Origin of the sequence: Pedobacter planticolens, from assembly GCF_014172375.1 — a bacterium.
GTDB classification, from domain to species: Bacteria; Bacteroidota; Bacteroidia; order Sphingobacteriales; family Sphingobacteriaceae; genus Pedobacter; species Pedobacter planticolens.
Genome location: NZ_WNXD01000002.1, coordinates 1751500 through 1772528, shown reverse-complemented (window position 1 = coordinate 1772528; position 21029 = coordinate 1751500). Strand labels below are relative to the sequence as shown.

Here is a 21029-nt window from a genome sequence, read left to right as displayed (position 1 = left end):
TTAGGCAAAACTATTACCACAATGTTAGCTATATGTTAGCTGTAAATTACTATTCGTTTACCCACAGGTTAACAAATTGTTAAATACTAAGAGAATTAATATTTTAAGCCAATTTTTTTACAAATGAAGTGCAATAACCAAATTGGGCCAATTAACAAAAACTTAACATCATCTAAAAATGAAGGCTTCTTTCCTTCTATTTTATGACCAATAAATTGACCGATCCAAGCTAGTACAAATATAGCAGCATAAATGCCGTAAGCAGTTCCGCTCCCTAACCCAACCGCATGCTCTATCTTTACAATAAAAAAGCTCATAAGTCCTACTACCCATATCATTATAAAAAACAGTACGGGAGAAAGTGTAAAATAGTAATACAAGGAAAAGGCAAGTAGGAAAGATGCCCAGTTAAAGAAGGTTTTATATTGTCCTAAAAAACTTAATTCTGGAAATGGAATTTGCCAAACTAAACCCAACAAGCTAAAAACAATTAGCGGTACACAAATCCAGTGTATTAACTCATTCGTATGATTTTGATGGCTTTCTGCATATTTATCAAAAAGCACATCTACTGCGCGTTTTTCTATTTGTTCCATGGTTCAAAATTATATCCCTTATTGTCTTGTTCTTTATTTATAGATCCTTCGACAAGCTCAGGATGACAAACTGGAATGATTTGATTGTATAAAAATAAAAAAAGCGATAGAGAAACCTATCGCTTTTAAAAATTAATTTTATGCTATTATAAATTACTTAGCAAATGCTACGGATCTAGTTTCTCTAATTACCGTAACTTTAATCTGACCAGGATAAGTCATTTCAGTTTGAATACGATTAGAAATATCTGCCGCTAATAATTCTGCTTGTGCATCTGTAATTCTTTCACTTTCTACAATTACACGCAATTCTCTACCTGCCTGTATCGCAAAAGTTTTCTCTACGCCAGGATATGATAATGCTAATTCTTCTAACTCTTTTAAACGTTTAATGTAACTTTCTACCACTTCACGTCTTGCCCCAGGTCTTGCTCCCGAAATCGAGTCACAAGCTTGGATAATTGGCGAAATCATTGAAGTCATTTCAATCTCGTCGTGGTGAGCTCCAATTGCATTGCAAATTTCAGGGTGTTCTTTATATTTCTCTGCCAATTGCATACCCAAAATTGCGTGTGGTAATTCCGGATTATCATCAGGCACTTTACCTATATCATGAAGTAAACCAGCACGTTTGGCCATTTTTGCATTTAAGCCTAATTCTGCTGCCATTGTAGCACAGAAATTAGCTACCTCACGCGAGTGATGCAATAAATTTTGACCGTAAGAAGAACGATAACGCATACGCCCAACCATTCTAATTAACTCAGGGTGCAAACCATGAATACCTAAATCGATAACTGTACGCTCACCAATTTCTACAATTTCATCTTCAATTTGCTTTTTGGTTTTAGCTACCACTTCCTCAATACGAGCTGGGTGAATACGACCATCTGTTACCAAACGGTGTAAGGCCAAACGGGCAATCTCTCTTCTAACTGGATCAAATCCCGAAAGGATAATTGCCTCTGGCGTATCATCTACAATAATTTCAATTCCAGTTGCAGCTTCTAAAGCACGGATATTTCTTCCTTCTCTACCAATAACGCGACCTTTAATTTCATCGCTATCGATATGAAAAATAGATACTGAGTTTTCTATCGCCGCTTCTGCAGCAGTACGTTGAATAGTTTGAATAACTACTTTTTTAGCTTCTTTGCTAGCTGTTAATTTAGCTTCATCAACAATATCTTTAACTTGCATCATAGCCTGAGAACGTGCTTCAGACTTCATATTCTCTATCAATTGGTTCTTCGCTTCTTCAGCGCTTAAACCTGCAATAGTTTCTAATTGTTGTACATGCTGACTTTTCAAAACATCAACTTCTTCTTGCTTTTTAATGGCAACAGCAGTTTGTTTCTCTAAGTTAATTTTGTGAGTATCTAATTCTTGTTCTTTGCGATTCATGTTCTCCAACTTCTGTGTAAGCGATTGTTCTTTCTGCTTAACACTATTTTCGCGTTGGTTAACCTCATTATTTTTAGCATTTACTTGTTGCTCATGTTCTGCTTTCATTTGCAAAAACTTCTCTTTTGCCTCAAGTAATCTATCTTTCTTTAAAATCTCAGCGTTGCTTTCCGCATCTTTAAGTATTTTTTTTGCTTTGCTCTGTGCCGCTACTTCTTGCTGTTTTAGCAAGTTGCGCAATAGGTATCTGCCAATTGCAATACCCACAACTAAGCTGGCAAGTACGCATCCCGTTATTCCTAAAATCTCCATTTTGTTTTATATAAAAAAACCGTAACTAAATTATTATGTCGCATGCACCCAAACCTTTATTTTCAGCAAAGCTGATGAATAAATTACTTAGGAAATATTGAAACATAAAAATTTAGCCACGGCCAAATTTTATTAGCTACTATAGTTTGTTCAATGAAAATTCATTAAGCAAACTAAGTATAAAGAACGTTCTATTTAGCGAAAAACCCGTTTAATAAACTATCTAATTCTTCAACTTTTTCGGCAACTGCAGTATCTTGGTTTTGCACCTTATGCTCTGTTCTTAAAACGGCCGTTGCATAATGCAACACCGCCATAGAAAGCAAATCCTGTTTATCTCTAACCGCATAATTTTCTTGGTAGTCTTTTATACGCTCATTGATAATCTTAGCCGCCCGTCTTACAATTTCTTCTTCTTCCATATTCACCTTTAAAGGGTAAATACGGTCAGAAATAGTTATTTTAATCGAGATTTCTCCCATTTTTAGCTTAGTTTCAATTATTTTATGTCACTTATTTTTTAAGCAACACTACACACTTATCAATCTCTCGCACAAATTCGTTAATTTTTTGCTTTATATCAAGTGTCTTTTCACTTGTTCCTTCAATACTCTTTGCTAATTTAAGTACCCTTAACTTCTCATCGAGATCTGTATGCTTTATTTTTGCAGCATCTAAGGCTGCTTTTGTCTGCTGATTTTCTAATTTTAATAAATCATTTTCTTCTTGCAAAGCACTACAAAGCTCAATTAAGCGAGCTGTTTTTTGTAATACACTATTTAATTGATCAGCAACCGAAGACATTTTTTTTAGATATTAGTATTGAGATGTGAGATATAAGACAGTTCAACCTTCTTACCCTCAACCATCCGCCTTTTCATTATTTCCTTATCTCTGCTTTTGCAGTTTGGGCTAAGTTAGCTATTATCTTTTGCATAATGGCATCAATTTGTTTATCGGTTAAAGTTTGCTCTTCATCCTGTAAAGTGAAATTTAATGCATAAGATTTTTTGCCAACTGGTAATTTATCGCCTTGATAAACATCAAATACCTGTACACTCTTAATTAGTTTTTTCTCTGTTTTAAAGGCGATTGCTTTCAATTCATCAAAAGTAATTTGCTCATCTACCAACATCGATAAATCTCTTCTCACTGCCGGATATTTTGATACTTCTTTATTTACAATCTTATTTTTACGAACTGCATCTAACAATAAAGGCCAGTCAAAATCTGCATAAAACACTTCCTTATCTACATCAGCTTGTTTTCTATCGGCCGCAGTTGCTGCTCCAAAAGAAACCAATGTTTTATCACCTCTAAAATATTTTAAGCCATAGGCTAAGTTTTCATCCTTCACTTCTTCAACTTGATAATTGCTAATACCTAAACGACCAATTATCGCATCAACCGCAGCTTTTAAATTATAAAATGTAGATGGTGTAGTAGTATGATTCCATTGTTCGCTTTGTTTTGCGCCGCTAATTAAAATTAATAACCGTGGGCGTTCTACATATTTTGAATCAATATGATGATAGGTTTTACCAAATTCATATAATTTTAGATCTGAATTTTTGCGGTTCTGATTATAAGCTACGCTTTCTAAAGCAGGTTGCAATAAACTTTGGCGCATTACATTTAAATCTGAACTTAACGGATTTAAAATTTGTACAGCTTCATCAGGGTTTTTTGAAAAAGCTGAACGCGTTAACGAGTTGCACCAAATCTCTAAAAACCCATTTGCGGTAAGCATATCGGCAATTAGGTTTTGTACATTCTCTTTATTCGGCTTTGCTGTGTAGGCCAAAGAGGCATTTACTTTTGTAGGAATATGAATATTGTTGTAGCCATAAATACGCAAAACCTCTTCTGTAATATCACATTCGCGAGTAACGTCTACTTTGTAAGCTGGAACTTTTAAACTTAAACATTCTGTAGTTTCTGCAACTACTTCAATTCCTAATGCTAAAATAATTGCTTTAATTTCTGCTGAAGGAATATCCTGACCAATCAGTTTTACGATATTTGCATAACTAACTTCTACATCAAAAGGGTTTGACTTAACAGGATAAATGTCTGAAATTGAAGAAGAAATTTCTCCACCAGCCACTTCTTGAATTAACAACGCCGCACGTTTTAAAGCAATAATTGTAATTTCTGGATCTGTTCCACGCTCATATCTGAAAGATGCATCTGTTTTTAAATTATGTCTTTTAGAAGTTTTACGTACAGAAACTGAATTGAAATAAGCACTTTCCAAGAAAATATTTGTGGTTTTCTCGCTAACGCCAGAAGTTTTCCCCCCGAATACACCTGCAATACATAATGGTTTTTCGGCATCACAAATCATCAAATCATCTGCAGAAAGTTTGCGTTCTACATCATCTAAAGTTACAAATGGAGTTCCTTCAGCACATTTTTTAACAATAATTTGCTTGCCTTTAATTTGGTCGGCATCAAAAGCATGCAACGGCTGACCCAATTCATGCAACACGTAATTAGTTGCATCTACAATATTATTAATCGGACGGATACCGATAACTTTCAATTTATCTTTTAGCCAATCTGGCGATGATTTTACTGTTACACCTGTTAGCGTTACACTGCTATAACGTGAACAAGCGATTGTATCTTCAACCTTAACTTCGATTTTTAAATTCTCATTCTCAGTTTTAAAAGCCGACACATCTGGCATTTGATAAGAAGTACGCAAATAAGCAGCTAAATCTCTCGCTACACCTAAATGTGAAGCAGCATCTGCTCTATTTGGCGTTAAACCAATTTCAAACATAAAATCATCATCCATTTTGAAATAAGATTTTGCAGCCATACTGATTTCTGTATCTGCCGGCAACACCATAATTCCATCGTGAGATATACCTAAACCAATTTCATCTTCTGCACAAATCATCCCTTCAGAAACTTCTCCTCTAATTTTTGACTTATTGATTTTGAAAGGTTCTCCCTCGTTAGGAAAAACTGTTGTACCAACAGTAGCTACAACCACTTTTTGACCAGCAGCAACATTTGGTGCACCGCATACAATTTGCAATAATTCACCCGTACCAACATCAACTTTTGTTACTCGCAAACGATCTGCGTTAGGGTGTTGTGCACACTCAACTACATGGCCAATTACCAAACCTTCCAGTCCGCCAACAATAGGCTGAACTTTTTCTAAACTTTCTACCTCTAAACCAATATCGGTTAAGATTAAAGAAATTTCTTGTGGAGTTTTATCGGTTTGTATAAATTGTTTAAGCCAGCTGTATGATATTTTCATTTTTGGAGTATCAGGTATCAAATAGTGAGTATAAAGACGTCACCACTTTAAAAATTAAATGCAAAGATATTATTTATAGCTGAAAGGTAAAGCTAGAAAGCAAACAAAATGGCCTTTGTTTTGTATATAGTAAATCAGAAGTTAACTTAACTAATTTAACGATGAAATTCTTCAGCACACTACTCCTAGTCTCTCTGTACTTTTCTACTGCAAATGCACAAGAGATCAGTTATCAATCGGTAAAAGGTACTTGGGAGTATGAGAGTCCAAAAAAGAAAAGCAAATTGAGTTATAAATTTGATGTAGATAATAAATTTAAGAGTATAACAGAGCGTAAAGGAAATGAGATACAAGTTGATGGAACTTATGAAATTTATAAAAATGGGAATTTAGATCAACTAAAATTAACCTCAGCTGATAAAGAAAACAGTGCTCGTACGCAAATCTTATATCATTTTATCAAATTTATAGGGCCTGATACTCTTAAAATGCAACGTGTTAATGATAAACAAACGAATTGGTCAAGAGAAACTCGAAGAAATACAATGACCTTTGTAAGGAAGAAGGAAAAAGTTAAAGAAGAAAAGCCCAATTAGCCTATTTTATTTCACCATTCAAAAATTCCTTCATTGTTTTAATTAAAAAAACAGCCTTGCAAAAATTGGCAAGTGATCTGAATAATAACGTTGGTCTTTACTATCATATAAAACAGCAAATTTCTGCACTTTAAGCTTAAAAAATTATTTTATAATTACAATTGGCTCAGTTGGTTTTGTTTGGTTAGTACCCATTTCCCATTTTAAAACACCATTTACCCAAACACGTTGTAAAAGAATATTTATACTTCTATCTGTATTAAACTCTCCAATAAATTCATCCTCTGTACCATCTTTATACTTAACAAACTGTGTAATTTTATTGCCAGAGAAATTAGCATAAGAGCTTATATCAAAACTCATAACCATGATATACGGCCCCCTAGAATTGTCTGTAATGTAAAACATTTCTGGTCTATCAAGATTACTATAATAAACTTTTGTTTTAACTCCATTTTTTAACACAAATATATCGATATCTTCAGCTTTAATAGCTCCAGAAATAGATGGATCTAAAAGATTAACACCACTTCCATCTTTAAACAAAATTGGAAATTGTATATCTAAAACCACTGAATTAGGAGTTTGTTTCTTACAAGAAATACAAACTGAAACAACAAACAGTAAAAAAAATAATTTTTTCATAACAATAAAAATTTAAGGGTGAATACCAATTATCATACGGTTTTCATAATTATAGGAACTTATGCCTGGTGTAAAATCATGCAAACCATACCATCCGTCATAACTACCACCCCATCCCCAGTTCATATGAAAATATAAAAAAGTTGATGCTCCTGTATAACCACCTTCTGGTCCGCAAACAAATCCTTCATGAAACCCATCCACTACCCAAGCATGTCCTTTTATGTAAATAGGGAAAATTAGCCAGTTGCCCTGGGTACCACCCCCCATAATAATAGGTCTACTAGCCTTTAATTCGTTTTGAACTGTCACATAACTACCACTACCATAAGTTAAATACTGCGCAGTATTTGCATAACCAAAGGTGTTTATAAAAGAATTAGGTACCGATGAAAGATTGGCTCCTGTGCCTGAACAATCGTAACTAGCACCAACAGAAGCACTCGCATTTTGCATAATTGCTGCAATTTCATTTGCCCCTGCAGATGTATAATCCCACGAATAAAGGGTGTTCTGCATTATGTTGTAGTTGTACCAATTAGTTGGGTACTGGTGATAACGAATAATTTGAGCCATAGCTGTTGCTACGCAGCCTGTCCATGCTCGTCCAGCTGGTCCACAACTTAAACTCGGCATTAAATTATTATAGCCATTACCTTGACTCCACTGTGTTTGTAACAAAGGGCCAACTTCTTCATAATACCCAGTGCAAGTGGTATCTATTGGTGCAATATTTGGCAGTAGGTTTGAAGCCTTGGCAAAATAGTCTAACTTATCTTGACCAGTATACTTAATTTTTTTGTCTCTAACTTCCTCTATTTTTAATTTAGTAGTATTTAACCATTCATCTAAACCAGAAGGAACCGTATCGGTTCTAAAATTATTTTTATCAGAATAGGCCAATATGTTTGGGGTTCGTTTATCTGCAGACACAATTGAAAAACCTCCACCTTCATAATTTATAATATAAAACGCATTTGTATTATCCTTTGCTTTAATGCTTACTAGATTTTTCACAACCTTTTTTGAAAAACCAACCTCGCTATCTCTTGTACTTTGTATTTTTCTATTAATTGATACCTGTCTATTTATAAATGTTAACGCAATAGAGCTAGCTTTTTCTATCCCTATATAATTTTCATTTTCTATAATAGGTTTATCTTTAGTACAAGAAAAAAGTATGGATATTATAAAGATGGCTAAAAGATATTTACTTATTAATTTATTCATAAAAGGTTATTTATATATTATTTTAAAAAATAGTCTTCGACTACGCCCAGATTGATATACAAAATTGTTTAATTTAAATTTTAAACAGACACTTACAATTTATACCTTTTCTATAGCAACTCTTTATTCTTATCCATGACCAATTCACCCACCTCAATTAACAGCATAAACTCTAACACCTTACATATAAATTAATAAACAATCCAAGCAGCACATAAAATCTTTACAAGTATACTAGTAAAATCATTTTAAAAAATAATCTTTTAAGGGTAATGAAATTTAAGTTAAACCTTAAAAAAGTGCCAAATTTCATTTGACTAACTCAAATAATCACCTATAAGGATTAGTTCAAATATTTAGCTTTATCGTTGTATAAAAAATGCTTCCGCCTTAAAACCCAATATAAAGATTAAAAGCCTATTTAAATTTTGTTCAATTATATTGCTTATTTTAAGTTGTCAGTCAAGATTGATATACAAAATTGTTTAATTAAAATTTTGAACCGAATCTTAACCTAAAAAAACAGCCTTGCAAAAATTGGCAAGTGATCAGAATAATAACGTTGATCTTTACTATCAGATAAAACAGCAAATTTCTGCACTTTAAAAGCCTTGTTTACAAAAATATAATCGATTTTATCTTTCAAAGGACTATCCCATTTAAACCCATTAAATGTGCCAGTCGGCCCGTATGGTGGTTCTATTGAAATCTCCTTAGCATCTGTTAAAAATGATTTAATTGTAGCGATTGCTTCAGTTTCAGGAGTTACATTTAAATCTCCCGTAAAAACAACTGGCAATGTTGGAGCTATTTCCTGAATTTTCCTTTTAATTAATTTTGCAGACTCGATTCTTGCTTGCACACCAATATGATCGTAATGCGTATTAAAAACAATAAATTCTTTTTTGTTTGATTTATCGTACAGCTTTACCCATGAACAAACTCTATTTAATGCAGCATCCCAGCCTTTGCTAGGTACATCTGGCGTAGGCGATAACCAAAAAGTTCCTCCATCTTTTTTTACGAAGCGATTTTTGTTAAAATATACAGCAGAAAATTCACCTTTTCGTTTACCATCATCTCTCCCTACCCCAACTACATCAAAATCTGAGTTCGCTAATAAATCATCAAATTGCTCTGGCAAAGCTTCTTGAACACACAAAATATCGGCATCGTAAAATTTAACTAAAGCTTTAACATTATCTTTTCTGTTTGGCCAAGCATTAATTCCATCAGACGCTACATTTAACCTAATATTATAAGAAATAATATTTATTGGTTGATTTTTCTGCGCATGGGTTACCGAAACAATCGATAAGCACATTAACAAAAGGGTAAAGGTTCGTTTCATCATGCCACTAAATTACAAATTGAATGTTAAATTAGTATAAATTTAGACTTTGCTTTTACATCAATCTTTCATCAGCAAGGCTTAAAAAAGAATGATCGCTAAGAATGAGATGATCGTAAACCGTAATTTCCAAAACTTTTCCAGCCTCAACTAGTTGTTTGGTAATTTTAATATCGGCTTCACTTGCTGTTAAATTACCAGAGGGATGATTGTGCGCCAATACAATTGATGATGCATTTTGCTCTATCGCCACTTTAAAAATAATTTTCGGATCTACAACCGTTCCTGCTTGTCCGCCTTTACTAATAAAATGTTTGCTAATGACGAAATTAGCTCTATTGAGTAGCAAAATCCAAAATTCTTCGTGTGGTAAATCTGTAAGTTCAGATTTAAGAATAAGATAAGCATCTTTTGAAGACGTGATTTTTATTGGTCCATCCTCTTCTGTTTCTTTTCTACGTTTACCTAATTCTAACGCTGCAACAATAGCAATTGCCTTTGCTTCACCAATTCCTTTAAACTTAGAAAGTTCTTTAACGCTCAATTTCGCCAATTTGGCTAAATCATTCTGATAAAAACTAAGTATTCGTTTACTTAAATCAACTGCAGTTTCAGATCTACTGCCCGAGCCAATTAAAATGGCAATGAGTTCTGCATCAGTTAATTGCCTTCTACCTTGCAAAAGCAATTTTTCTCGTGGTCTATCGGCTTCTGCCCAAGCTTTAATACCTAATTTTTGTTCATAATTATCCATTCCATTTTTTAATTATTAATTTATAATGTTATTAGGGATGGATTGATTATGATAAATATAGAAATTTTAATGGATCAAAGGCAAATTAATTATCGAACTCCACAGGTTACAAGTTAAACAAAAAGAGAATACTCTTTTTGCCTTAAGGTTTGCTTCGTGTTAAGGTGGTATTAAGACCATAATAAATCCGCATATAGTCCGCATTATTACATAAAAACGCGGACTATACGCGGACTCACTGCGGACTTACTATTAACAAGACTCGAACTTGACCTTAATTTGTGCACACTGCTAAACGAGTTTAAAAAGCACACAGCTGAATTAAAGGTGAACTAGGTAGAAAGCAAGGATTAAATGGCAAACCTTACTATGTTTTCTAGGTAATTGGTAAAACAGAATGAGGGTTTTAGTTGCAAAAAAAGTCCACAACTTTTATGCTTTGCCCATTTTAATCTTCTATTGCCTATAGAAATTTTAGGCACAAAAAAAACGGTATCGCTAAAAGCAATACCGTTTAAATATCGAGAAAAAAAGCGAACTATTTTAAACCGTTAACGAATTTCGTTAATTTAGATTTGTTGTTAGCAGCCTTGTTTTTGTGAATTACGTTTTTCTTAGCTAAACGATCTAACATAGAAATTACTTTAGGTAATAACTCAGCACCAGTTTTTTTATCTTCAGCTGCACGTAATCTTTTAATGAATGTACGTGTAGTTTTTGCCTGGTATCTGTTACGTAGACGTTTTGTAGCGTTTGCTCTAATTCTTTTTAAAGACGATTTATGATTTGCCATTGTTGTTTAGCCTTTTATATCTTCTGTGTTAACTATTTTTCGGACTGCAAATATAGAGTTTATGTTTTTAAAATGCAAAATGCTTTTGAAATATTTTTTAGTAATATTAATATGTAGATGAAATTCATCAAAAAACAGCTGCTTATTTAGCTAAATCATTATCCCTTAAATCTTGATAAACAGATATAATTTATAAAAAAATAGTAAAATGCTTCCATTAAAAGGGTAAAATGCTATTTTTGAAAAAAACATCAAGCTTAGTGAAAAAACGCATCGCAATTTTTGCTTCAGGATCAGGATCAAATGCCCAAAAATTAATGGAGCATTTTAAACGCAACACAGAAGTGGAAGTTGCTTTAGTTTTAACCAACAATCCAGATGCCTATGTTTTGCAGCGTGCTGATAGCTTCGAAATCCCTTCTCACATATTCGATAAACACGAATTTTACAAAACCGATAATATTATTGACCTTTTAAAAAACTTAGATGTCGATTTAATTGTATTAGCAGGTTTTTTATGGCTAATCCCTAAAAATTTATTGCAAGAATATCCTGGAAGGATTATAAATATACACCCTGCTATTTTACCGAAATTTGGCGGAAAAGGAATGTATGGAGATTTTGTGCACAAAGCAGTAATGGAAGCTAACGAGCCTGAGGGCGGAATTACTATCCACTATGTGAACGAAAATTACGACGAAGGAGAATACATTTACCAAGCAAAATACCGCATTGATAAGGGCGACAACCTTGAAATGGTGAAATTTAAAGGTCAGCAATTAGAACATTTGCATTACCCACGTATTGTGGAGAGTATTATTAAGAAGATTAAAAAGTAGAATTAAGTCGGAAAAGTCAGAAAGTCCGAAAGATTAAAAGGCAAACAATTCAGCAATTTAACTATTGAATTTTTATTGCATTTTATTTAAAATTCTCATTTCAAAAACCAACCTGTTTTCTTACCTTTGCGGCTTAAAATAACACCTTCAATGAGCCAACCAGTTAAGATCAAAAACGCTTTAATTTCAGTTTATTACAAAGATGGTTTAGCACCTCTTGTTCAATATTTAGCCCAGCAAGGCGTAACGCTATATTCTACTGGCGGAACAGAGCAATTTATTAAAGATTTAAACCTGCCTGTAACTGCTGTTGAAGATTTAACTGGCTATCCTTCTATTTTAGGTGGGCGTGTAAAAACTTTGCACCCGAAAGTTTTTGGTGGAATTTTAAACCGTAGAAATTTAGCTGGAGATCAAGAGCAAATTGCTCAATATGAAATTCCAGAAATTGATTTGGTAATTGTTGATCTCTATCCGTTTGAAGAAACTGTAAAAGCTGGTGGAACAGATGCAGAAATTATTGAGAAAATAGATATTGGTGGAATTTCATTAATTCGTGCTGCCGCGAAAAACTTTAATGACGTGGTGATTATTGCATCAAAAGATGATTACGGAACTTTATTAGCAGAATTATTAGCTCAAAATGGCGCTACAACTTTAGCTCAACGTAAATCGTATGCTAAAAAAGCTTTCCATACTTCTTCTCACTACGATACTGCAATTTTCAATTATTTTAATGCAGAAGAACCATTAAATGTTTTCAAACAAAGTGTAAAACAAGCGCAAACTTTGCGTTATGGTGAAAATCCTCATCAACAAGGAACATTTTATGGCAATTTAGATGAAATGTTTACCAAGTTAAACGGTAAAGAATTAAGTTATAACAATTTGGTTGATGTTGATGCAGCCGTAGCGTTAATTGACGAATTTACAGAACCAACTTTTGCTATTTTAAAACACACTAACGCTTGCGGATTAGCATCGAGAGCTACTGTTTTGGAAGCCTGGAAAGATGCATTAGCTTGCGACCCTGTTTCTGCTTTTGGTGGAGTTCTAATTACTAACCAAGAAGTTGATTTAGCGACAGCAACAGAAATTAACAATTTATTTTTTGAAGTTTTAATTGCTCCTTCTTACCAACCAGAGGCGGTGGAATTGTTTAAAGCAAAGAAAAACAGAGTGATTTTACAACGTAACGAAGTTGAGTTGAGCAAAAAACAATTCAAAACTTTGTTAAATGGTGTAATTGAGCAAGATAAAGATTTGAGTTTAGAAGGTGCTGAACAAATGACAGTTGTTACTGAAAAAGCTCCAAGTGCAGAATCTATTCAAGATTTAATTTTTGCTAATAAAATTGTAAAACATACTAAATCAAATACCATCGTTTTTGTAAAAGACAATGTGTTAATTGCAAGTGGTGTTGGTCAAACTTCTAGAGTTGATGCATTGAAACAAGCAGTTGTGAAAGCAGAAGCATTTGGATTTAGTTTAAAAGATGCAGTTATGGCATCGGATGCATTTTTCCCTTTCCCTGATTGTGTTGAACTAGCTGCAGATGCAGGAATTATTGCCGTTTTACAACCAGGTGGATCGATAAAAGATCAGGATTCGATTAACATGTGTAATGAAAAAGGGATTGCAATGGTAACAACTGGAGTAAGACATTTTAAGCACTAAAGAAGTCGGAAAAGTCAGAAAGTCCGTAAGACCGAAAGATTAAAGCGCTATACAATTCCCCTCTTGAGGGGTGCCCGAAGGGCGGGGTGGTTTTTAAACGCTCTGCAACTTTTAATAGTTACACAAACCGAAGTAAAATAAACCCGATTGAAGTGTAAATACTTTTTTGTTATACTGGCACTTCGACTACGCTCAGTGTGACAGTACAAAAAGATTGAAACGAAAAGCGGGGCTGAAAAAACCGATAGAAACGTGGTATTGATTTTCAACTATTTTGAAAAAATAAATACTTTACACTACATATTTTTTTAATTCGGAATACAATAAAAAGGTGTATTTTTACATTGTATAAGTACACATTAATTTAAGACAAAAAAACACCGCATATAAATGGGTTTATTTAATTGGTTTACACAAGAGGTTGCTATAGATTTAGGCACCGCGAACACCCTCATCATACATAACGATAAAGTAGTAGTTGACGAACCTTCGATAGTTGCTTTTGATAGGCAAACAAACAAAATCATTGCAATTGGCCGTCAGGCGATGCAAATGGAAGGTAAAACACACGATAATATTAGAACAGTTAGACCTTTAAAAGATGGTGTAATTGCAGATTTTAATGCTGCAGAAGCCATGATTAAAGGAATGATTCGTATGTTAAACGGAGGTAAAGGATGGATGTTTCCATCGTTAAGAATGGTTATTTGTATTCCTAGCGGGATTACGGAAGTTGAAAAACGTGCCGTTAGAGATAGTGCAGAAATAGCCGGAGCAAAAGAAGTTTACTTAATTCATGAACCGATGGCTGCTGCTGTAGGTATTGGAATTGATGTAGAGGAACCGATGGGAAATATGATTATCGACATAGGTGGTGGTACTACTGAAATTGCGGTTATCGCTTTATCGGGTATTGTTTGCGATCAGTCTATCCGCGTTGCGGGAGATAATTTTGATAGTGATATTGTGAATTATATTCGTCGCCAACACAACATTATGATTGGTGATCGTACTGCTGAGAAAATTAAAATTGAAGTTGGTGCTGCTTTACCAGAATTAGCTGATCCACCTGCAGATTTCGCCGTACAAGGAAGAGATTTAATGACTGGTGTGCCAAAACAAATTACGGTTTCGTATACTGAAATTGCACATTGCTTAGACAAATCTATCTCAAAAATTGAAGAAGCGATTTTAAAAGCGTTAGAGATTACGCCTCCAGAACTTTCGGCAGATATTTACCAAACTGGTATTTATTTAACGGGTGGTGGTGCATTGTTACGTGGTTTGGATAAACGTGTGGCTGCGAAAACAAAATTACCTGTTCACGTTGCCGAAGATCCACTTCGTGCTGTTGTTCGTGGTACTGGTATCGCTTTGAAAAACATTGGTAGTTTTAAATTTTTAATGCAATAAGGTAGATTTACGAATGTAGATTTTAGATTGACGATTGATGAATAGCGAAATTTTAAAAGCAAGAACAAAAGCATATTCAATATCAATTGGAAAATTAATTATCGACCTTCCTTTCAATATATTAAACAAAAATTATTCGAACCAATTGGTAAGATGTTCTAGTTCTGTTGGCGCAAACTATAGAGCTGCATGTAGAGCAAAATCTACCGGTGATTTTCTGAATAAACTAAAAATTGTAGAAGAGGAACTTGATGAATCAATGTTTTTCTTAGAATTGTTGGAAGAATTTAATATATCCTTAAAGGAAATCATTCAAAAAAACCTGAAAGAGGGAAATGAACTATTGGCAATAATAGTTTCTTCAATCATCACAATTAGAAAAAACGAACAGAATCGTAAATTAGCTCTTTAATTTGATGGAAACTATGCAGGAAATCGTAAATCGTAAATCAAAAATCGTAAATCAGCATGCGTAACCTTTGGATTTTCATAAGCAGATATAACGCATTTTTCTTTTTCATCATTTTCTTTGCTGTTGGCATTATTCTTACCCTAAAAAATAATGTTTTTCAACGTAGCGTTACCTTAAACTCTACGAATGAAGTTGTAGGTAGTGCTTATGAACGCTTAAATGTTTTAAAACGCTATTTAAATTTAGGACAGGTTAATGATAGTCTTGCTACAGAAAATGCCAAGCTTAAAACAGAACTAATTTCCTTAAAAAATATCGATAGTAGTAAAACTATTATTGTTAAGGATACCGTAAATCAGCAGCAATATACTTTGCTTTCTGCTAAAGTGATAAAAAACTCGGTTACTCAACGCAATAATATTATCACCATTAATAGAGGTAGCGATGACGGTATTGTAAAAGATATGGCAGTTATTTCACCAAATAAAGGTGTGGTTGGTTTTATATTAAATGTTTCACCACATTTAGCTACTATTAGATCGTTATTGCACAAAGAAACTTTAATTAGCGTTAATCTTAAAAAGAATAATGCTTTTGGTTCGTTGGTTTGGGGCGATGGAAATTTTGATTTCAGAAAAGCTTATGTGAAAGAAATTCCAAATCATTTTAAAGTTAATGTTGGAGATACTATTGTTACTTCTGGCGCAGGTGGTTTTCCCAAGGGGATAGAGGTTGGCAAAATTAGCAAAACGAAAATTAGTACTGGAGATAGCTTTATGACGTTGGAAATTAATCTTTTTAACGATTTTAGCACGTTGCAATATGTGTACATTATAAAAAACCGATTAGCAGAAGAACAAAAAGTTTTAGAAATTCAAACACCAAATGAACAGTAAAACTATTTTCATCAATATATTTAGATGGTTTGTACTTTTATTTGTACAAGTTTTCCTGTTGCGCAACCTTAGCTTTTACGATCTCTCCACTCCTTTTATTTACGTATTATTTATTTTGGTTCTTCCTTTCGGGATACCAAATTTATTACTTTTCATTATTGCCTTTGGTACTGGTTTAACGTTAGATTCCTTTTACGATACCTTAGGCGTACACACAACTGCTTGTGTTGCGTTAGCTTTTGTACGGATTTTATTTATCTCTGTCAGCGTGAACCGCGATGCTTTTGATGAACCAGAACCCTCACTCGGTAATATGGGCTTTAAATGGTTTTCTATTTACGCGATACTCTGTATTTTTGTTCATCACTTTGTGGTATTCTTTTTAGAAGCATTTAAATTAAGCGAATTCTCTTACACTTTAGGCCGATGTGTTTTAAGTGTTATTTTCACCTTATTTGTAGTTTTATTGGTCGAGTTCATCTTCCATAATAGAAAATCGAATTAATGGATCAATTGTTTAATAGAAAATATATTATTCAAGGTTTATTTGTTTTGATTGCCATAATCCTTTTAGGCAAGCTTTTTTATATGCAGGTAATTAGCGATAAATATTTTTTAAGCGCTAATAATAATGCTCTTCGCAAAATTTACACCTATCCAGCCAGAGGTGTAATTTTAGATCGTAACAATAAAGTTTTAGCACAAAATCAGCCTACTTATGATTTATTAGTTACCCCAAATCAGGTAAAACCTTTTGACACCCTATCACTTTGTAACATCATTGGCATCGACATGATAGAGTTTAGGAAAAAGTTTCAAAAAGCGATTGTGCAATCGAGATATCAAGAATCCATTTTTCAAAAATTAATATCAGTTGAAACTTACGCCTCTCTTCAAGAAAAAATGTTTAATTACAGAGGTTTTAGTGTTCGAAAAAGAACGATTAGATATTATCCAGATAGTATTGCAAGTCAGTTTTTAGGCTACATGAGGGAAGTTACTCCTAAGGATATAGAAAAACATGCTGGTTACTACAAATCAGGAGATTATATTGGAAAAAGTGGCATTGAAAGAGAATATGAACCCGTATTGCGAGGCACAAAAGGGGTTACCAATATGTTGTATAATGCGCATAATGTAGCGCAGGGAAGTTATGCGAATGGAAAATTGGATTCATTAGCCGTTTCTGGAGATCAATTAACATCAACTATTGATAGTAGAATACAAAAATTAGGCGAACAATTATTGGCCAACAAAGTTGGAAGTATTGTTGCAATAGAACCGAGCACTGGAGAAATTTTAGCCTTTGTTAGTAGTCCGGGCTATGACCCTAATAAATTAGTAGGAAATAGCTTTAGTCCAAACTACAGAGAAATTTTCGCTAATCCGAATAGACCATTTGTGGTTAGACCAATACAAGGTGGATATAGTCCGGGATCCGCTTTTAAACCACTAGATGCTTTAATTGCCTTAAGTGAAGGAGTTGTAGATCCAAACACTACTTTCAATTGTCCAGGCTATTATATTGCCGGAAATAGAAAATTTAAATGCGAACATGTGGATGGAAATATTAGTTTACGCCGAGGAATTGCTCGTTCATGCAATACTTATTTCTATAATATTTTCGCAAAGCTGATGACCAAAAATGGCGGTTCATACGCCAAACAACATAGTACGTACGAAGCATGGCAAAATATGGTTAGGAAGTTTGGTATTGGTGATACTTTAGGGATTGACTTCCCTGGTGAAAAAGCTTATAAACTATTTAGAGCCGCAGATTATGATAAACTGCATCGCAGCAAATATTGGGGTAATACCTCAATTATGTCTGTAGCTATTGGACAAGGAGAAATTAACACCACACCTTTACAAATAGCTAATATCATGGCAATTATTGCTAACAGGGGTTATTACCTAAAGCCACATGTAGTTAAGGCTATTGGAAATGGTAAAGGAATAGATCCAAGATTTAAAGAAAAACATTTTGTAGGTATTGATGCTCGTTTTTTTGAACCAGTAATTGATGGTATGCAAGATGCTGTAAACCAATCTTGGGGTACAGCTACGGAATCGAGGTTGCAAAATATCATAATGTGCGGAAAAACAGGTACAGTACAAAATAGTCGCGGTAAAAATCACTCTGTTTTTATTGGCTTTGCCCCAAGAGATAATCCTAAAATTGCAATTGCGGTAATTGTAGAAAATGGTGGTTACGGTGGTGCGTATGCTGCGCCAATAGCTAGTTATATTACCGAAAAATATTTAACTGATTCACTTTCGGGAAGAAGAATAAATGGCAGTACAATAGAAATGTATAAAGAGGCTAACTTATTACCTGTGTTTGTCACCAAACCTCTAGTAAAGCCACTTAATACCCCAGATAGTTTAAAAAAAACTGACAGTTTAAAAAAGGCTTTACCACTAAAAACAAAAGTTGCTCAAAATCAATTTAATAAATTAGCTATTAAACCAAAAGTCAATGCAACATCAAAGTAATCGGTTTTTCTTTAATGTAGATTGGATAACGATATTGATTTATATTGCTTTGTGTGCAATTGGCGTAGCTAATATTTATTCTACCGAATATAATCCAGATAAAGCAGCTGCTTTTAGCCTTGGAAGTAGTTATGGCAAGCAACTTATATTTGCAGGTACTGGATTAATTTTAGGCCTATCTATCTTATTGTTCGATGCCAAATTTTTTAGCGTATTTGCGCCTGTAATTTATGGAGTAACTATTTTTTTACTGCTGGTCGTTTTAGTTGTTGGTAGAAATGTGGGCGGAAATCAAGCTTGGATTCCCATTGGTTCATTTAGATTACAACCCTCAGAGTTTGCTAAATTTGGTACAGCTCTGCTTTTGGCAAGATATATCAGTTCTTTTAATGTTAAACTTAATTCGCTAAAACCAATTCTTATTTCTGGGGCGATTATTATACTACCGATGGCGCTAATTATGTTGCAGCCAGATGCAGGTTCTATGCTCGTATTTTTATCATTTATGTTTCCATTATATAGAGAAGGTTTACCTGGCAATCTATTAATTATATTTTGGGGAGCTGTTTTGCTATTTATTTTAAACCTCTTTCTCTCTCCTTTCATACTCATCTCCTCTATTTTACTTATTGGAGGATTATTTATTTACAATAACAGAAAAAGACAGCAAAAGATAATTAGTATTGGAGTGATTACTCTAATAGCCATTGCTTATTTATTTGTTGCTAAATTTCTATTCAATAATGTTTTGCAACCACACCAACGCACCAGAATTGAATTGATACTTGGTTTAGCGAAAGATAATAAAGGTGCTGGCTACAATGTGATACAAGCTAAAATTGCCATAGGTTCTGGACAATTTACAGGCAGAGGTTTTTTACAAGGAACGCAAACTAAATTAAAATATGTACCTGCACAAAGTACCGATTTTATTTTTTCAACCGTAGGTGAAGAATGGGGTTTTGTAGGTTGTTTCGTGGTAATTGGCCTTTATAGCTTTTTACTCTTAAGAATTGTAAATATTGCAGAGCGACAGCGTTCGTCTTTCTCTAGAATTTATGGGTATTGTATTGCCTGCATTCTCTTCTTTCACGTATTTATTAATATAGGAATGGCTATCGGTTTAATGCCGGTTATTGGAATTCCCTTACCATTTATTAGTTATGGTGGATCATCTTTATGGAGCTTTTCGATTTTGTTATTTATCTTCTTAAAACTCGATTCGAATAGAATGGGATTTATTTAAACCGTTGATTTAACAATTCGTAAAACTTATCAACCGTTGGTTGTTTTTCTGCCCAATTATTTTTGACAGCATAATTCTTTTTGAAAAAATTATCGGCAGCTTCAAAATTTGGTAATTTGTTAGCTACATCTATTGCTTCGGCGTAAGCCAAATTATATCCATTAAAAAGATCTTTAATGTAAAGTAGTTTATCGTTTAAATTAATTGCTTGTTTTAAATCTGAAATACCAGTTGTTGCGGTAGAATTTAGGTTAACACCAGATTTACTTGCCAATAAGTCATTTAAAGTTGGTTTATAGTTTGGATCTTCAACAGGCTCATTTTCATCTACTTTGACTTCAATTATTTGAGCTTCTTCTAGTTTAATATCTTTTAGCTCTATCGGAAAATCCTCTTCCTCTTTCTGAACTAAAAATGGCTCAGGTCCAATTTCATCTTCATCGGTTTCTGTACTTTCTTCAGTCGTGTGCGCTCTTAATTTCCTTTTCTGTGCTAAAATATGTTCTTCGGCTTCACTTAAAGGTCTATCAAAAATTTCATCGACACTTTTCTCTTCAAAATCAAATTTCTCATGTTCTGAGTGATCATTTAAAATAAATTCGAATTTAGAAGGTTCATTATCTAATTTAAAAACCTCTTCTTCTATCTCAGCCAAATCTGTTTCTGGCTTATCCTCTATGATTGGTTCAGGTTCTTCGGTTTGATCTGCAAAAGTTATTTCCTCCATTTGTAGTTCATCCTGAACTTCATCTTCTACAATTTCAGGTGCATTTTCCGTTAGTTCTGACTTTTCATCAGCAGGCGCTAAAGCTAGAGGAGCTTGTTGACCACCATTTATTTTTTTTATGATTTGAACATGATCTGCTAGGAAATTCGCATTAGCATGAAAAAGCTCCAATTCTAACTCATTGAGTTGTTGTGGGTTTTGTGCTAAAAACTGATATTGTTCATTCAACTCATTCAATATCAATCCTAATTTCTTAAAAAGATCTTCTTGTTTCATCATAACTGTGTAACGAAAAAATTGGAGATTTATGTTAATAAATGACAATCAAAAGTACTATAAAATTCTTTTATATTTGGCTAAAA

General features: G+C 33.6%; 20 protein-coding genes. 9 read left to right on the top strand and 11 right to left on the bottom strand.

The window, feature by feature from the left end; all coding sequences use genetic code 11:
* Positions 1-95: 95 nt before the first annotated feature.
* The 5 genes from GM921_RS16660 to pheT all read right to left on the bottom strand — a co-directional run bounded on the left by GM921_RS16660 (position 96) and on the right by pheT (position 5592).
* Positions 96-596, bottom strand: coding sequence for an Mpo1 family 2-hydroxy fatty acid dioxygenase (locus tag GM921_RS16660; RefSeq protein WP_182923759.1), 501 nt, complete (start codon positions 594-596; stop codon positions 96-98).
* A 153-nt stretch (positions 597-749) separates the two neighbouring features.
* On the bottom strand, positions 750-2312 hold the full coding sequence (gene rny, locus GM921_RS16655) for a ribonuclease Y (RefSeq protein ID WP_182923758.1): 1563 nt from the start codon (positions 2310-2312) through the stop codon (positions 750-752).
* A gap of 191 nt (positions 2313-2503) precedes the next feature.
* Entirely contained in the window at positions 2504-2794 is a 291-nt protein-coding gene (locus tag GM921_RS16650; protein ID WP_173272232.1) for a cell division protein ZapA, read from the bottom strand.
* A 31-nt stretch (positions 2795-2825) separates the two neighbouring features.
* Positions 2826-3116 carry a hypothetical protein gene (locus GM921_RS16645; RefSeq protein ID WP_182923757.1) on the bottom strand — a complete coding sequence of 97 codons (291 nt, stop codon included), beginning with the start codon at positions 3114-3116 and terminating at the stop codon, positions 2826-2828.
* 76 nt (positions 3117-3192) lie between these two features.
* Positions 3193-5592 (bottom strand): phenylalanine--tRNA ligase subunit beta, encoded by a 2400-nt coding sequence (gene pheT, locus GM921_RS16640; RefSeq protein WP_182923756.1) that lies wholly within the window; start codon positions 5590-5592, stop codon positions 3193-3195.
* Between the two features lie 161 nt (positions 5593-5753).
* On the opposite strand from pheT, the gene GM921_RS16635 reads away from it, so the two are divergent.
* Entirely contained in the window at positions 5754-6188 is a 435-nt protein-coding gene (locus GM921_RS16635; RefSeq protein WP_182923755.1) for a hypothetical protein, read from the top strand.
* 144 nt (positions 6189-6332) lie between these two features.
* Here the strand turns inward: GM921_RS16635 and GM921_RS16630 are convergent, their stop codons facing one another.
* The 5 genes from GM921_RS16630 to rpsT form a co-directional block, all read right to left on the bottom strand.
* Complete coding sequence (locus GM921_RS16630) at positions 6333-6833, bottom strand: hypothetical protein (RefSeq protein WP_182923754.1); 501 nt, start codon at positions 6831-6833, stop codon at positions 6333-6335.
* A gap of 12 nt (positions 6834-6845) precedes the next feature.
* Positions 6846-8063: a C10 family peptidase gene (locus tag GM921_RS16625; RefSeq protein ID WP_182923753.1), complete on the bottom strand. Its 1218-nt coding sequence runs from the start codon at positions 8061-8063 to the stop codon at positions 6846-6848.
* A 514-nt stretch (positions 8064-8577) separates the two neighbouring features.
* Positions 8578-9387 (bottom strand): endonuclease/exonuclease/phosphatase family protein, encoded by an 810-nt coding sequence (locus tag GM921_RS16620; protein WP_235969855.1) that lies wholly within the window; start codon positions 9385-9387, stop codon positions 8578-8580.
* Positions 9388-9469: 82 nt separating this feature from the next.
* The gene (radC, locus tag GM921_RS16615; protein ID WP_182923752.1) at positions 9470-10168 is read right to left on the bottom strand and encodes a RadC family protein; all 699 of its coding nucleotides are present in this window, start codon (positions 10166-10168) and stop codon (positions 9470-9472) included.
* A 538-nt stretch (positions 10169-10706) separates the two neighbouring features.
* Positions 10707-10961, bottom strand: a complete 255-nt coding sequence (gene rpsT / locus GM921_RS16610; RefSeq protein WP_055132277.1) for a 30S ribosomal protein S20 — start codon at positions 10959-10961, stop codon at positions 10707-10709.
* A gap of 260 nt (positions 10962-11221) precedes the next feature.
* Here rpsT and purN point away from each other — a divergent pair, with 260 nt between their 5' ends.
* From purN to rodA, 8 genes are all read left to right on the top strand, one after another.
* The gene (gene purN / locus GM921_RS16605) at positions 11222-11800 is read left to right on the top strand and encodes a phosphoribosylglycinamide formyltransferase (protein WP_182923751.1); all 579 of its coding nucleotides are present in this window, start codon (positions 11222-11224) and stop codon (positions 11798-11800) included.
* A 150-nt stretch (positions 11801-11950) separates the two neighbouring features.
* Complete coding sequence (gene purH / locus GM921_RS16600; protein WP_182923750.1) at positions 11951-13477, top strand: bifunctional phosphoribosylaminoimidazolecarboxamide formyltransferase/IMP cyclohydrolase; 1527 nt, start codon at positions 11951-11953, stop codon at positions 13475-13477.
* A 390-nt stretch (positions 13478-13867) separates the two neighbouring features.
* Positions 13868-14890 (top strand): rod shape-determining protein, encoded by a 1023-nt coding sequence (locus GM921_RS16595; protein WP_182923749.1) that lies wholly within the window; start codon positions 13868-13870, stop codon positions 14888-14890.
* A gap of 37 nt (positions 14891-14927) precedes the next feature.
* A complete protein-coding gene (locus GM921_RS16590; protein WP_182923748.1) occupies positions 14928-15302 on the top strand; it encodes a four helix bundle protein in 375 nt (124 codons plus the stop codon).
* Between the two features lie 56 nt (positions 15303-15358).
* A complete protein-coding gene (gene mreC, locus GM921_RS16585; RefSeq protein WP_182923747.1) occupies positions 15359-16198 on the top strand; it encodes a rod shape-determining protein MreC in 840 nt (279 codons plus the stop codon).
* Positions 16188-16703: a rod shape-determining protein MreD gene (locus GM921_RS16580; RefSeq protein ID WP_182923746.1), complete on the top strand. Its 516-nt coding sequence runs from the start codon at positions 16188-16190 to the stop codon at positions 16701-16703. The genes mreC and GM921_RS16580 overlap by 11 nt, the downstream gene beginning before the upstream one ends.
* On the top strand, positions 16703-18694 hold the full coding sequence (gene mrdA, locus GM921_RS16575; protein ID WP_182923745.1) for a penicillin-binding protein 2: 1992 nt from the start codon (positions 16703-16705) through the stop codon (positions 18692-18694). Before GM921_RS16580 ends, mrdA begins: the two co-directional genes overlap by 1 nt.
* Positions 18678-19940 carry a rod shape-determining protein RodA gene (gene rodA / locus GM921_RS16570; protein WP_182923744.1) on the top strand — a complete coding sequence of 421 codons (1263 nt, stop codon included), beginning with the start codon at positions 18678-18680 and terminating at the stop codon, positions 19938-19940. The genes mrdA and rodA overlap by 17 nt, the downstream gene beginning before the upstream one ends.
* Here rodA and GM921_RS16565 read toward each other — a convergent pair.
* Positions 19933-20946 (bottom strand): hypothetical protein, encoded by a 1014-nt coding sequence (locus GM921_RS16565; protein ID WP_182923743.1) that lies wholly within the window; start codon positions 20944-20946, stop codon positions 19933-19935. The two genes, rodA and GM921_RS16565, sit on opposite strands and share 8 nt — an antisense overlap.
* Positions 20947-21029: the final 83 nt, after the last annotated feature.

What these genes read in the sequence shown, in the direction of transcription:
- GM921_RS16660 (WP_182923759.1), bottom strand. Translation starts at nt 596, where the DNA reads ATGGAACAAATAGAAAAACGCGCAGTAGATGTGCTTTTTGATAAATAT.
- rny (WP_182923758.1), bottom strand. Translation starts at nt 2,312, where the DNA reads ATGGAGATTTTAGGAATAACGGGATGCGTACTTGCCAGCTTAGTTGTG.
- GM921_RS16650 (WP_173272232.1), bottom strand. Translation starts at nt 2,794, where the DNA reads ATGGGAGAAATCTCGATTAAAATAACTATTTCTGACCGTATTTACCCT.
- GM921_RS16645 (WP_182923757.1), bottom strand. Translation starts at nt 3,116, where the DNA reads ATGTCTTCGGTTGCTGATCAATTAAATAGTGTATTACAAAAAACAGCT.
- pheT (WP_182923756.1), bottom strand. Translation starts at nt 5,592, where the DNA reads ATGAAAATATCATACAGCTGGCTTAAACAATTTATACAAACCGATAAA.
- GM921_RS16635 (WP_182923755.1), top strand. Translation starts at nt 5,754, where the DNA reads ATGAAATTCTTCAGCACACTACTCCTAGTCTCTCTGTACTTTTCTACT.
- GM921_RS16630 (WP_182923754.1), bottom strand. Translation starts at nt 6,833, where the DNA reads ATGAAAAAATTATTTTTTTTACTGTTTGTTGTTTCAGTTTGTATTTCT.
- GM921_RS16625 (WP_182923753.1), bottom strand. Translation starts at nt 8,063, where the DNA reads ATGAATAAATTAATAAGTAAATATCTTTTAGCCATCTTTATAATATCC.
- GM921_RS16620 (WP_235969855.1), bottom strand. Translation starts at nt 9,387, where the DNA reads ATGTGCTTATCGATTGTTTCGGTAACCCATGCGCAGAAAAATCAACCA.
- radC (WP_182923752.1), bottom strand. Translation starts at nt 10,168, where the DNA reads ATGGATAATTATGAACAAAAATTAGGTATTAAAGCTTGGGCAGAAGCC.
- rpsT (WP_055132277.1), bottom strand. Translation starts at nt 10,961, where the DNA reads ATGGCAAATCATAAATCGTCTTTAAAAAGAATTAGAGCAAACGCTACA.
- purH (WP_182923750.1), top strand. Translation starts at nt 11,951, where the DNA reads ATGAGCCAACCAGTTAAGATCAAAAACGCTTTAATTTCAGTTTATTAC.
- GM921_RS16595 (WP_182923749.1), top strand. Translation starts at nt 13,868, where the DNA reads ATGGGTTTATTTAATTGGTTTACACAAGAGGTTGCTATAGATTTAGGC.
- GM921_RS16590 (WP_182923748.1), top strand. Translation starts at nt 14,928, where the DNA reads ATGAATAGCGAAATTTTAAAAGCAAGAACAAAAGCATATTCAATATCA.
- mreC (WP_182923747.1), top strand. Translation starts at nt 15,359, where the DNA reads ATGCGTAACCTTTGGATTTTCATAAGCAGATATAACGCATTTTTCTTT.
- GM921_RS16580 (WP_182923746.1), top strand. Translation starts at nt 16,188, where the DNA reads ATGAACAGTAAAACTATTTTCATCAATATATTTAGATGGTTTGTACTT.
- mrdA (WP_182923745.1), top strand. Translation starts at nt 16,703, where the DNA reads ATGGATCAATTGTTTAATAGAAAATATATTATTCAAGGTTTATTTGTT.
- rodA (WP_182923744.1), top strand. Translation starts at nt 18,678, where the DNA reads ATGCAACATCAAAGTAATCGGTTTTTCTTTAATGTAGATTGGATAACG.
- GM921_RS16565 (WP_182923743.1), bottom strand. Translation starts at nt 20,946, where the DNA reads ATGATGAAACAAGAAGATCTTTTTAAGAAATTAGGATTGATATTGAAT.